Annotated in this window: 12 protein-coding genes; 7 read left to right on the plus strand and 5 right to left on the minus strand. The window is 53.8% G+C overall.

The window, feature by feature from the left end:
* Window positions 1-41 precede the first annotated feature (41 nt).
* Both hisI and cysS read left to right on the plus strand, forming a co-directional pair.
* A complete protein-coding gene (hisI, locus tag ABO_RS10960) occupies window positions 42-470 on the plus strand; it encodes a phosphoribosyl-AMP cyclohydrolase (protein WP_011589412.1) in 429 nt (142 codons plus the stop codon).
* Window positions 467-1,849: a cysteine--tRNA ligase gene (cysS, locus tag ABO_RS10965; protein ID WP_011589413.1), complete on the plus strand. Its 1,383-nt coding sequence runs from the start codon at window positions 467-469 to the stop codon at window positions 1,847-1,849. Before hisI ends, cysS begins: the two co-directional genes overlap by 4 nt.
* 221 nt (window positions 1,850-2,070) lie before the next feature.
* On the opposite strand, the gene ABO_RS10970 is transcribed toward cysS, so the two are convergent.
* Complete coding sequence (locus tag ABO_RS10970) at window positions 2,071-2,742, minus strand: START domain-containing protein (RefSeq protein ID WP_011589414.1); 672 nt, start codon at window positions 2,740-2,742, stop codon at window positions 2,071-2,073.
* A 647-nt stretch (window positions 2,743-3,389) separates the two neighbouring features.
* Here ABO_RS10970 and yidD point away from each other — a divergent pair.
* The 5 genes from yidD to ABO_RS10995 all read left to right on the plus strand — a co-directional run bounded on the left by yidD (window position 3,390) and on the right by ABO_RS10995 (window position 8,347).
* Window positions 3,390-3,704: a membrane protein insertion efficiency factor YidD gene (gene yidD / locus ABO_RS14710; RefSeq protein ID WP_041705552.1), complete on the plus strand. Its 315-nt coding sequence runs from the start codon at window positions 3,390-3,392 to the stop codon at window positions 3,702-3,704.
* Window positions 3,705-3,712: 8 nt separating this feature from the next.
* A complete protein-coding gene (locus ABO_RS10980; RefSeq protein WP_148201458.1) occupies window positions 3,713-4,033 on the plus strand; it encodes a hypothetical protein in 321 nt (106 codons plus the stop codon).
* Between the two features lie 181 nt (window positions 4,034-4,214).
* Window positions 4,215-6,284, plus strand: coding sequence for a TonB-dependent receptor domain-containing protein (locus ABO_RS10985; protein WP_011589416.1), 2,070 nt, complete (start codon window positions 4,215-4,217; stop codon window positions 6,282-6,284).
* Between the two features lie 74 nt (window positions 6,285-6,358).
* Window positions 6,359-7,666, plus strand: a complete 1,308-nt coding sequence (locus ABO_RS10990; protein ID WP_011589417.1) for a hypothetical protein — start codon at window positions 6,359-6,361, stop codon at window positions 7,664-7,666.
* 162 nt (window positions 7,667-7,828) lie between these two features.
* Window positions 7,829-8,347: an outer membrane protein gene (locus ABO_RS10995; RefSeq protein WP_011589418.1), complete on the plus strand. Its 519-nt coding sequence runs from the start codon at window positions 7,829-7,831 to the stop codon at window positions 8,345-8,347.
* A 160-nt stretch (window positions 8,348-8,507) separates the two neighbouring features.
* On the opposite strand, the gene ABO_RS11000 is transcribed toward ABO_RS10995, so the two are convergent.
* The 4 genes from ABO_RS11000 to folE2 form a co-directional block, all read right to left on the minus strand.
* Window positions 8,508-8,981 carry a universal stress protein gene (locus tag ABO_RS11000; RefSeq protein WP_011589419.1) on the minus strand — a complete coding sequence of 158 codons (474 nt, stop codon included), beginning with the start codon at window positions 8,979-8,981 and terminating at the stop codon, window positions 8,508-8,510.
* The gene (locus ABO_RS11005; RefSeq protein WP_011589420.1) at window positions 8,982-10,379 is read right to left on the minus strand and encodes a sodium/proline symporter; all 1,398 of its coding nucleotides are present in this window, start codon (window positions 10,377-10,379) and stop codon (window positions 8,982-8,984) included.
* Between the two features lie 444 nt (window positions 10,380-10,823).
* Entirely contained in the window at window positions 10,824-11,252 is a 429-nt protein-coding gene (locus ABO_RS11010; RefSeq protein ID WP_011589421.1) for a hypothetical protein, read from the minus strand.
* An 866-nt stretch (window positions 11,253-12,118) separates the two neighbouring features.
* Window positions 12,119-13,078: a GTP cyclohydrolase FolE2 gene (gene folE2 / locus ABO_RS11015; protein WP_231483361.1), complete on the minus strand. Its 960-nt coding sequence runs from the start codon at window positions 13,076-13,078 to the stop codon at window positions 12,119-12,121.
* Window positions 13,079-13,187: the final 109 nt, after the last annotated feature.

Genomic DNA, 13,187 nt, shown 5'->3' on the forward strand with positions numbered 1-13,187 from the left:
AGGGGCGCCTACATCCTGAATAGAAACGCCCTGGAGGCGTCATGTTCAAACACAACGAACAACAGCCCGAAGGCTTTCAGATTTCCCTCAAAGAAGCCCTCGACAACTTGGCGTTCAACGACGCCGGGCTAGTGGCAGCCATTGCTCAGCAGCACGATAGTGGCGAAGTATTGATGATGGCATGGATGAATCGCGAGGCCATTGAAGAGACTCTGGCCACGGGACGCGTTTGCTATTTTTCCCGCTCGCGAGGGAAGTTATGGCGTAAAGGCGAATCCTCCGGCCAAGTACAAACGCTGAAAGAACTGCGCATTGATTGCGACGGCGACGCCTTGCTAGTGAAAGTGGACCAGACCGGCTCCGCTTGCCACACCGGCCGCCGCGACTGCTTCTACTGGAAAGCCGACGCCAACAACGTGACCATCGACAAAGCCCCCATCAAAGACCCCAAAGAGCTGTACGGCAAATGACCTTACGATTGCAGAACACCCTCACCGGCAAAAAGGACGACTTCATTCCGCTGGACCCTAACCGCATCACCCTTTACGTGTGCGGCCCCACGGTTTACAACTTCGTCCACATTGGCAACGCTCGCCCGGTGGTGGTCTTTGATGTTCTGTACCGGTTACTGCAACGGCTCTACCCGAACGTGGTCTACGCCCGTAACATCACCGACATTGATGACAAGATCATCAAGGCGGCAGCGGATAACGGCGAAGCGATCAGCACCCTCACCGAACGCTTTACCCAAGCTTTTGCCGACGACATGGCATCATTGAATGCCAAAACCCCAAGCATCATTCCCAAGGCTACCGATCACATCCCCGAGATGATCCAGATGATCGCTATCTTGGTAGAAAAAGGGCACGCCTACGAAGCCGATGGCCAAGTGCTGTTCGCGGTGGAATCCATGCCCGACTACGGCAAGCTCTCCGGTCGCAAACTGGAAGACATGCTTGCTGGCGCTCGGGTGGAAGTGGCGGACTACAAACGCCACCCCGGCGATTTCATTCTTTGGAAACCGTCCACCGATGAACAGCCCGGCTGGGACTCCCCTTGGGGACGTGGCCGCCCTGGCTGGCACATCGAGTGTTCCGCCATGATCCACAAGCACCTGGGTGATGTAATTGATATCCACGGTGGTGGCCAGGATCTAATCTTCCCGCACCACGAAAACGAAATTGCCCAAGGCTGCTGCGCCCACGGAACCGACTACGTGCGTTACTGGCTGCACAACGGCTACATCAACATCGACGGCGAAAAGATGTCCAAGTCCTTGGGCAACTTCCGTTTGGTCCGCGACTTGCTCACCCAGTACCACGGCGAAACGCTGCGCTTCGCGTTACTATCGAGCCACTACCGCTCGCCGCTGAATTTCTCTGCCGATGTACTGGATAATGCAGAAAAAGGCTTGGATACGCTCTATTACGCCTTGCTCGGTCGCGGTGAAACCGTTGCACCAGAAGCGGGCTATCAACTGCCGGACAACCATCCGGTACTCGACGCTCTTAAGGACGATCTGAACACCTCCGAAGCGGTCAGCGCCTTGCACGCTATTGCCGGTGAACTGAACAAGGCCGAGCTTGACGACAAGCCCAAGCTGAAAGCCGAACTACTGGCCGCCGCCGACCTGCTCGGCCTGCTCACCGTAGAGCCCACCGCCTGGTTCCAGAACAAGAACGTGAGCGAAGATGGCCTCAGCAACGATGCCATCGACGCCCTGGTGGAAGAACGCACCCAAGCCAAGAAAGACAAAAACTTCGCTCGCGCCGATGAAATCCGCCAGCAACTCACCAAAGCAGGTATTCAACTGGAAGATACCCGCGAAGGCACCCGCTGGAGTCGATGAAAGATAGCGCCAAGCGGCTTGCTCTTAGCCAACGAGAAAAACAGATTTTTATTATCTGAAACGAAAGAGGCCGCGCCTAGAGCATAGCTTGGGCGCAGCCTCTTTCGGTCAAAACTCAATAACGGGCTATCGCATCTATCAACCAGAAACTCACAGGCAATAAAGCTATATAGCTGGCATAGGCCAAAGGCCGCCCCCGAGACGGCCATTCTTGGCGAAGATCAGTCTTCCAGCATCAGCTCGTCCATACCCGGCAGGGCTGGCAAATCTTTTCGGGTGGCATTGGCAAAGCGTGGCTTTTCCAACTGCGCCTTCAAACCTTCCAGAGTTTCCAATGGCGCCTTGGTGGACACCAAATTAGTCAACCATACCGGTACGCTGCCGCCCAAATCCATGAAGGTTTCGAACTGGACCCGCACCCAACCATTATCCATGGGCGTAATAATGAACTTGTTATCTAATGCAGGGATACGCACATAACCTTTCTGTTTACCTAGCACACCTTCGGCATTGACACTGTGCAAGGTAATTGAGCCAGTTTCTTCGTGCTGGATAAGCGTGTTGGCCAGCACCACATCACGGTCCGATACCGGCCAGATGCCGTTAAAGCGCATGTAAATTTCTTCGCGCCCTTCCATTGATAGCCGCTTGGCGCTCTGACTCTGGAAAATCCACTCAGGTAAAGTATCCACTGCGGTAATGACTGCCAGCACCGAGGTAACGGATGCCTCAACCTCAACAATACCTTTGAAGGCTTTGACCGGACTGTTGGAAACATCCCGCACATAAGTCGTAACATCACCTCGAACCTCGCCTTCCTGGCTTATTTTCCAGCTTGCCGCCCAAGCTGGATTCAGCAGCATTAGGAAGGTTAACAACAGCGTCACAAACATCGCTTGCAAAGGCCTTCTCCTTACTTTTCTCTTCAACACAAATAGATTATCCATCCACACTGACTTCAGTATCCTGCAAGCGCGCAGGCAAACAAGCGCCGGCAAGAGATTGGCCCCAATTACCAGTACAGCCGATGGCGACCCAAGGCCGGTGACTCTGCGCCAAGATGTCCCCTTTCAACTACGGGTAACGCTTCACTGCCTCCAGCTTGGCATTGCAGCAGCACTCACTACTGCCCATGTCAGACATGTTTCTGCGGGGATCCCGCCATTGTTTAATAGCCCGCACCAACCATTCCCGCACATGAAAGGCTAGGAAAATAAGCACAGGCTTCCTTTTACCTTTAATCTACTACTGAACGCTCCTTGCGTACTCAGCCCCCAGACGCGCTCGGAATCTAGACGCCATGTTAAAAGTGTGCCCACCTATCGAAAAAGCGCAACAATGTGTTCGAGTCAGCCAAGAAAACCTCGATAGCCCGGCCGATCACTTTTCTCATGGGCTTCCCTACCTTGGTACTGAGGTTACGTGCTTTGCCTATATCATCATTATAGCGCAGCACTTTCTTATCACCCTGCCTGTTAGCGCCATGGAACAGCGCTGGTATATGCGTACCCGATGCCTTTATCATGCTCTTTTACAACTAATGACAGGCAGCGCTGTTCCCGTGAAATCGCTTCTGCTTGGCGCCATCTGGCTGTACCAGAAGGTGTTGAGCCCTTGGATAGGCAACCAATGCCGCTTCTACCCCACCTGCTCGGAATACGCACGGCAGGCGGTAGAGACCCATGGCAGCCTGCGCGGCAGCGCACTGGCAGCGAAACGGCTGTGCAAGTGCCACCCTTGGCACCCAGGCGGTTTTGACTATGTGCCTGGCGCCGTGCCTGGCGCCGAGCCTGACCAGGAACAGCATCAGTGCACCCCGCTATGCAACCACCACAGCGAGGATCACTCACAGTGATCGCGGCCATGCTGAGCCCATACCGTCGCGGGCACTCTTTGCCGCTGGTTTTACCGCTGGTTGTCGGGCTGTTTCTTGTCCAATTAATACTGGCATGGCACGCCCCCGCCCACATTGACGCAGGACAGCACAGCCCCACCACAGACCTGTTAGCCTCCGCCGATTGCCAGGTCTGTACCCATGGCCACGGCATGCTGGCTCTGCCCAGCGCCTACAACGTGCTAGATTCCACACACACAGCGGCCGTTCCGCTTGCCCCCGCCACCACCGTGGCAAACCGCTACGAGCGCAACCCCTACCCGCCTCGCGGCCCTCCTTTCTCTGTCTGATTCCCGTTATTAACACCTGATCACGATGGCACACCACCTTGCTTCTCTACTCGAGTGGCATTTGCTGTGCTTGGCTGCCTTCAGGAAAGAACGTGTTTCCGGCATGAGTCCGGCCAGCCCCTTTAATCCAGCTGCGCCCTTTTACTCATGCCCTGCATGAATGCTAGAGACAGAGGTAGTTATGACTTTTCGACGCCAGACCCTCTCCGGGTGCGTCGCCGTGGCCCTATTGGCACCCACGGCAGTATTGGCTGAAGCTGAAAACAACAGTGCAGGCCTAGAAAAAGCTCACGAGCTAAAACAAGTGGACGTGTCCGCCCTGCCGCTCGGAAGCAGCAGCTCCAGCACACCCTATTCGGTGATGGATCAACAAACCCTCACTCAGAAGAACAAGGACACCCTCGGTGAAACCCTGAAAAACCAGCCCGGAGTCCACAGCGACACCTTCGGTGGTGGCGCCAGTCGACCGGTGATCCGTGGCCAAGGGGGCCCACGCATAGGTATTCTCAGTGACGGCTCCCAGGTGCTGGATGCTTCCAGCATTTCACCAGACCATGCCATCACTGTAGACCCAATGCTGGCTCGTCAGATCGAGGTTCTACGCGGCCCATCTACCCTGCTTTATGGCAGCGGCGCCAGCGGTGGCATTGTAAATGTGCTAGACAACCGCATTCCCACTCAACGGCCTCTAGAAGAGGTGGAAGGTTTCGTGGCAATCCGAGCCAACAGCGTGGCCGATGAGAACGCCACCGCTGCAGGCATCACCGTTTCCGCTACCGACCATTTGGTATTTCGGGTGGAAGGTAGCCGTCGCGATGCGGAGGACTACGAAGTAAACGGCTTCGAAGAGCTCACCGTCCCAGGCACCTATGCGGAAAGCGACAATGCCAGCATTGGAGCCTCCTGGATTGGCGATCAAGGTTTCTTCGGCATGGCTTACAGCTATCGCCGAGATAACTACGGGCTGCCCGGTCATAGCCACGAATTTGAAGAGTGCGAGGCCAACGGCACCAGCTTGAGCTGTCCTTCTGGAGGCCATGATCACGACCATGAGGGCGAAATTGTCCCCTACGTGGATCTGGCCAGCCGTCGAGTGGATGCTCGAGGTGAATACCGCGACCCATTCTCTGGCATTGCCGCCATTCGTTTTCGAGGTAACCACACCGATTACCGCCACCACGAAATCGAAGAAGGGGCCATCGGCAGTACTTTCACCAACAAGGGTGGAGACGCCCGGCTGGAAGTGGAGCACAAACCGTTCGGTAACTGGCGCGGCGTGGTAGGACTTCAGTACACCAACTTCGATTTCAGCTCCCTGGGGCATGAAGCCTTCGTGCCGAAAACCGAAACTGAATCTATCGCCATATTCGCGGTAGAGGAATATGTCCTCAATGAACAATGGTCCTTCGAATTGGGGGCGCGCCAGGAGCACCTGACGCAAACACCGGACCAACGCAATGGCCAGGCTCTTGCCAAAGTCACAGCGGACAATGCGTCTTTCTCCGGCGCAGCCAACTGGGCCTTTGTTCCCGGTTACGAGCTAGTACTGTCCGTAGGCCACTCTGGCCGAGCACCCAGCGCCCAAGAGTTGTATGCACAGGGGGTCCATCTGGCCACCAACACCTATGAATGCGGCCTGCTCAGCGATTGCGGTGGAGGACAACGTGACTTGGACGATGAAGTCAGCCTCAACGCCAACCTGAACCTACGTAAAACCCGTGGGGATTGGTTGTTTGATCTGGGCGTGTTCGAAAACCGTATCAACAACTACATCTATGCCCGCACTCTGGATCAGCAGGAAGACTTCCGCCTGATCAAATACAGCCAACGTGACGCCACCTTCACGGGTGCCGAAGCATCCGTGAGTTACTACGGTATCGACCCGGTTGGCATCACCGTATTTGGGGATATGGTCCGCGCTACTTTCGATGACGGCGGCTACCTGCCTCGCATTCCGGCCAAGCGACTGGGCACACGCCTCAATAGCTACCTGGGTAACTTCGACGGTGAACTGGAAGTGTATCGCAGCTTCGTTCAGGACCAACTTTCCGGGTTCGAAGAGCGCACCGCCGCCTACGACATGGTCAACGCCACTCTCAGCTACCGACTACGAGGCAACCAGCGCTATACCTTCTATGTGCGCGGTAACAACCTGCTGGGTGAAGAAGTGTTCAACCACTCGTCTTTCCTAGCCAGCACCGTGCCGGAGCCGGGCCGCAATATCACCGTAGGCACCCGCATTGAATTTTGAGCCGCAACGTTAAACGGCATCCGTACCGGCGCCTTTACTCCGCCGGACGCAACAATATGAATATGGAGAACCCCATGCAACGCATGATGAAAAACCTGAAACAGAACGCTGCACTGCCGCTGTCCCTGCTTGCCGCTCTTACCATGGTCGGCTGTAATGAAACGGGCTCCAGCTCACTGGGTAGCAGTGAAGATGAACACGAGCATGCAGAGAGTGATCACCCCGGCCGCTTAGTGATTGCCGCTGGTGATGACGGCTCTCAGCTCTACATGTATGACCTTGAGGCCAATGCCTTGCTGCCCGGCACCTTGACCCTGGATTATGATGCCAGCGCACTCTACACCAGCCCGGGCAAGCGTTTTGTTCTGGCGATACAGCGTGATAACGACCAGGTACAGGTCATCGATGGCGGCCTCTATTTGCATGACGACCACGTGGATGAAGTGATTCCCTCCTTCGCAGGAACGCTGACTGGCCCGGCACCAACCCACTTTCGGGTTCATGGTGAACAGGCCGCTCTGTTCTATGATGGCGATGCAGACAACGCTGTCATGGCCCAGATGGAGCTCCTCACCGATGAATCTTTGGAAACGGCCTCCAGCGAAGCCAGCCAAACGCTAACCAGCGCTCACCATGGCGTTGCAGAACCCCGTGGCGATGTGTTGCTCACCACCTTCCGCACCGCCGACGACGGCCTCCCGGAAACCGTTGACGTCTACCATCAGCACAACGATCACTATCACAAGGAAGACACCATCTCACTAACCTGCCCAGAGCTACATGGCGCAGGCTCAAACGAAGATTATTCTGTGTTTGGCTGCGACGACGGCATCCTGATCGTCCACCAGAACGGTGAGGAATTCACCGCAGAGCATGTGGATAACGCTACCCTAGGCCTTGCGGCTGGAGAGCGCATTAGCGGCTTCGACAGCCATCACGAACTGAGCCATTTCATAGGCTATGCCGGTGATCGAGTCTTCGTCATACATCCGGAAGATGGCGATGCTGAAGAACTGGATTGGACCGAAGGCGCCACCGTATCGCTAGAAAACCATAGCCTTGATCCCCACGCTGAGCACCTAGTGCTGCTGGATGATGCCGGTGACCTGCGCATCTTTGACACAACCGATTGGAGTGAACATGCGCACGTAGAAGATGCCATCGCGCCGGGCAATACTCATATGGTTGTGGCCGGTGAGCCCGCACATGTTTATCTTTCCGATAGCGGCAACCAATTTATCCTCGTGGTGCACCTGGAGGAAGGCAGCGTTGAAGAATCACTACCTTTGACCTTCCCGCCTGCGGCTCTTGCTTGGGCTGGCCTTGATACCGACCATGACGAAGAAGACCATGAGGACGAAGACGATGGTCATGACCATTAATCGTCGAAACGGCTAACCGCAGGCTACTTGCAGGGGATTTTCTTCACCTTTTGCAAGCAGCCCGCCGTTTCCTCCCAAGACAGCGCTGGTCGCCGTCGACCTCACTTTTCACTACAATCAGTCTATTATTGCGTCGAGACTTAATACCCTGTGGGAGAACCCATGAAAAAAGTACTGTTTGCCGCGGCTTTGACAATGCCCCTTGTCGCCAACGCCGGCGGTTTTGCTGGTATTGATATCATTAGCAGCAAAATTGAACCTGATAACACCACGTCTAGCGCCAAGCCCGAAGCGCTGCAATTCAAATTCGGCAGCTGGATCAACAAGGATGAGACCCTTGGTGGTGAAGTGCGTCTGGGCTTGGGCATTGATGAAGATGAACTGAGCAACAATGTTGACGTGGAAATCGACCGTTACTACGGCGCCTATTTCCGTGGCCAATTCCCCAACACCATGCCTGTGCGCCCCTACGGACTGATCGGTGTCACCTACATGGAAACCACCGAGAAGAGTGATTTGGGTGGTTCTGACGGAGAAAACTACAAAGACCTGTCACTGGGCCTCGGTGTAGATTTCACCATCACCAAGACCCTGTTCATCAACCTAGAGTATATGCGGCTCGTGGATCGCAGCGGTGACGAAATCACTCATGTGGGGCTGGGCCTGAACGGCCGATTCTGATTCCACCACAGCACTCACGCTGCACAAAAACGCCCACCATTATTTAGTGGGCGTTTTTTTGTAAGGCTCAAAAAAAAACAGTTTGTCATGCGCTACACGTTAGGAGAGAGGAGCCTTAGCCCCATTCGCTCATCTGCTCATCCTCACAATCATTGCCCCATTATGAATAAGGCATGATCAACAGAGGCTGGCGAATGTGTCGGGCAACGTAATCTGCAACACTACCAACCAATAGCCGCTGCCAGTTTTTTTGTCGTCGTCGCTGAAGAATGACCAGATTCACCGCCTCACGATCGGCGACCTCGGTAATCACCTGACCGGTCTTACTACCCCGCGCCACCCGCGAGTCCACTTCATAGCCCATGGATTCCAGCTTTCGTGTGATATCCAGCATATGACGCTGCAACTCCACTTCTCGCGCAGCCACCTGCTGGCGTAACTGGCTCGGAGGGACCAAGCGTTTTCGAAACAGGGCGAGACTTTCCTCTGGGACCTCACACACCATCAGCACCAACAGGGACAAGGTGTCAGGGTCGATCAGGTCGGTGGCGGGATCCAGCTGATCAAGCGGCACCAAGGGGTCTACCGCATACAGCGCTTTACGCTTGTCTTGCTCGGGATTGGACAGTGGCATTCACTCCTCCTTCCGGTAGAAAGGCCGCATCACGGCATAAACCCCAAAAGACACCACCAGGGCCGGCAACAATTCATACAGGGATTCAGAATAACCAAGCGCCTGCCAGGTAATCAGTGTAGTGAAACCCGCAAGCATCATCACCAACGCCGTGGTCCGAGTCAGGCGGGCATTCATCACCCGCAGCACAATCACCGGCCCCAAGGTGCCCCCCAGAGACGACCACGCGAACACTACCAGCGTAAACACATTAGCCGGCGCGGCCAGCGCCACCACCAGCACCACTAAGGTAATGCCCAAGGTCGCTATTTTGGTTCGGACATAGGATTGCCCGAACCGGGGAATCAAATCCTGGCTGATCGCCGCTGAGCAGGACAGTAACATGGAATCCGCCGTGGACAAGGTGGCGGCAAAAATGGCCGCCAGCACCATGCCGGCCAGCACATCAGGCAAATAAGCCTGAGCCATGGTGGGCAGTGTCAGCTCCGGATCAGACAGATCTCCTGTGAGTAGTACGCGGGCGTAGAGACTGATGGTCACGGTCAGAAGCGCAAAGGGCAGGTACCAGGCAAAGTACACCTTGCGGGCCGCCGGGACGTCGTCCGGGCTGCGTAACGCAATGGTACGCACTAAAATATGCGGCTGACCAATAGCGCCAATGCCCGCCGCCACCCAGCCCAGTACAAAAGCACCGGTGCCAAAGGCCAAGTTATCCGGGGTCCAATCCAGCAGGGCCGGGTTAATGTTGCGCAGCTCATCGACCAGCGTCCACGGAAAACCCACGTTGATCATGGCAACAATGCACAACAGTACCATGCCAAACAACATCACAAACGACTGGGCTACATCAGTCCAAATAGACGCCCGTAAACCACCGGCAAAGGAATACAGCACCACCACGACCGCACCCAATACCGCACCCAGCCAAATTGGCCAGTCAAACATAACATGCAACGCCTTGCTTCCCGCCTTGAGCTGCGCAGCCGCATAAACCGACAGGAATATTAGGGTCAGCAGTGCAGACAAAATACGCAGGGGGCTGGAAGCCAACTCAGGGTTCTGGGAGGTGAGAGCGGGGATGGTATTGACCGGATGGGTTTCCGAATACTCTCGCAGGCGACGATGGAACCCTCGCCAAACAAACCAGTCCCCCACTAACCAGCCTAGCGCCACCCAGAAGGCCGACACACCGGCTACCCAGGTATAGCCAACCAGGCCGATAAACATGTACCCGGAGTTATTGGTGGCCACGGAAGACAGCCCGATGATCCACGCCGGGGTGTTATACCCCGCTGTCAGATAATCGTTAACGTCCTCATGTTTTTTCCGGATCGAGGAAATGCCGATAATCAGAAATAACGCCAGCACGCACAGAAAGCTGATCGCGGTGACACCCATACGCTAAACCGAACTCAGTTGAATTTACGATCCAGCATACACCCGTCTCACACCGCGGGGGCTGCCCCATATCAATTTATTAGCGACAGTCTAGTCGGGCTGTAAAAATTACACTGACGACAAATCTACGTCGGGAGGGCCGCCTCGAAAAGGCGCCCAGACATTTCGCATCAATAATCTTTCAATCTTCTACCTAAGCCCTTTTGTAACAGACCGTCTTGCTGCGAAGCATTTTCATAGTAATCTAGAGCACGGTGTAGCCATTGACAAAACTTTATAGGTTTTAGCGCTGTTACTAAAAATCGACCCCATGACAGAGAGCTATCCATTTCCCAAACAGACTCCACGCCCACATCAGCCGGAAAGGCGGTCAACCGTGACACACAATTTGAATGTCCTCTTTATAAAATGTTCAGAGGATAATAAACATCCTGACACGCCCAGTTAACCTGCATTAAAACAGCTTTTTACTTCTTCTAGAGTGGTCGCATAGCGAACGCAGAGCTCAACCTCTTCATATTCAGACTCCCTATTTTTATACCTATTAAGCAATTTATTATATTTATCAATAATATCGTCATGCTCATGAGCAAGCTCTTTGCAATCATCCAACAAATCATCATACTCATCGCCTAGATCTTCGTATTCTGATTTACATACGAAACCATCATAACCACAGGTACGGGAATCAAAACAAACAGCATCACGGCTTACACATTTCGCATCAGAAGGACATGCACTATCCCCATAATTTAAGCAAGCAGCTTTTTTTCCATACGGACATGAGAAACTACTGCCATAAGCATGTGCCGAAAAAAAGATAAAAACAGCACTCAGTAACACCTGTCCGGCCACAAAGTTGATCTTCCCCATTATTGATTCACCCCACCGTGATTCCTCGCCTTAATGACGAAACCTCATCTCATTTAAGAGAATGCCTTGCCAAAATACCTCAGGATCAGATTATAGCATTACCAAAATACCTGCCCTGTAAAACGGAAGGCTATTTTTGGGTGTCAATACAAAAGTGGGAGGGAGGCATTCATTCATATTCATAACACTCGTAGCATGCGCGGCTTTGGATTAGAGGCGCAGTAATAAAATGCTAAAGCTGTCGCCATATCTACGGTTGTGAATTTTTTCTTAGATTGCACTCTGTTGAATTCCGTTACCAATCTTGGCCCGTTCCCGTGCTTTGACGACTCGCCACGCTCAAACATCCGCACATCAAGAGCACGTTGCGTTCGACCTTGTAAAATAAAGCCTCGGCGTTCCCACCGCATAATACGAAGTGACTACCTGCATTGGCCCATCACCAATATACCTGCAAAGATCACCATGCTGCCCCCAAGATAGCGTGACCTTTTGATCTTTTTTAAAAGCGAATGAGAGCTTAAGGTCTGAGTCGAAATAAACGATAACGACGGTATCAGTGGATGAGCGAAATCCGGTTGACAATACAATGCACTGGGGAGAGGAGGAGAACACCTCTCATCTGAACACTTAAATCAGCGAATTATTCTCTGAGTTACCCGGAAGGGTACCTTCCCAGAAAATAGCGATATCTCAAAAGGTTCGCATTTTCTGAAAGGCCTTATTCTACAAGAAGCCCCCCCCTTCGAGTAAGCTCGGCCGCAGAATAAGTCAGGTAAACACAAAAAAAGCCCCCCTTCCAACAGGGGAAGGGGGGCTTTTTTTGTGTGCTGCATGCACCGCGTATTGCCAACCGCCTTTCTCAATCAAGGAATGGGTAGGTAACCACCCTCCACTTCCTTGGTCACAATGGCGACCGCATTATGGGCGTGAAGGCTTTCCAGGTGATTCACACGCAACCAGAAATCCTTGTAACACGACTGCGGGTTCAGCGCGGTCTTCAAGCGGCGGGCCGCATCTTCACAGAACATCAGGTTCTGGCCGTTCAACAGCGCGAACTCCTGCTCGTCCACCCGCTTCACCGCAGTCTGCACCGGCGTCTTCAGAGCACCTTCAATAGAATCAATCAATGCGGTGATAGGAAAGGCATCACCAACATTGTGATCAAGCAAAACACGCACTTGCGCAATTGAACGCTGGCTGTGAGGAGTAGCAAGAATACCCTCTTCCGTGCCAAGCCATTCTAATACCGCATCGGTGTCCACTTTACTTTCTTCAAAATCTTTCCGAAATTGCTCCTGAATCAACTGTCGAGACAGGGCTGCCGAACAAGGGCAGGTAGAGGAATACGGCACTTCCACCGATAACTCAATGCGCATGCCATCTTCACACAGGGTGCCTTTAATACTGACCGGGTAACTTTTCCAACCGGAATAGCTGCTCTTCAAGGCTGCGCGGCGCATGGAATACTCAAAGTCGAGCTGTACAAAACCGCGTGTGCTGAGGCCCTCATGGGTCTGCAAGAAATTACGCAGTAGTTGCTCAATGGAGCCCGCACTGACCGAATGGTCACCAAAGGTCTCTTCCAGCATCAGGAACAGACGCGACATGTGAATGCCTTTGGCATCCGCATTGGCCAAATTCACATAGGCCTGAATAGAAGTGCTCACCGGACGTTCGCCAGCCAAGGTATCGCTGACGCGAGCAGGCAAGTGGATCTCACTCATACCCACCCAATCTAGGGTGGTGTGAATATGATCCACCATGGAGTTAGACGCCACATCCGGCATCTGTTTGGTGCTACCGGCACCGTTGTCACGAGTCATGGGATTCTCCATAGGGGCACTGAAAACAGCCAAGGTAAGGCTGCCCAGGTGAACGAAACGGTAATCTGTTCGTCATCGCCCGCTCATACAAGGGGGGCAAGTCTAGCAG

The organism is Alcanivorax borkumensis SK2 (assembly GCF_000009365.1).
GTDB classification, from domain to species: domain Bacteria; phylum Pseudomonadota; class Gammaproteobacteria; order Pseudomonadales; family Alcanivoracaceae; genus Alcanivorax; species Alcanivorax borkumensis.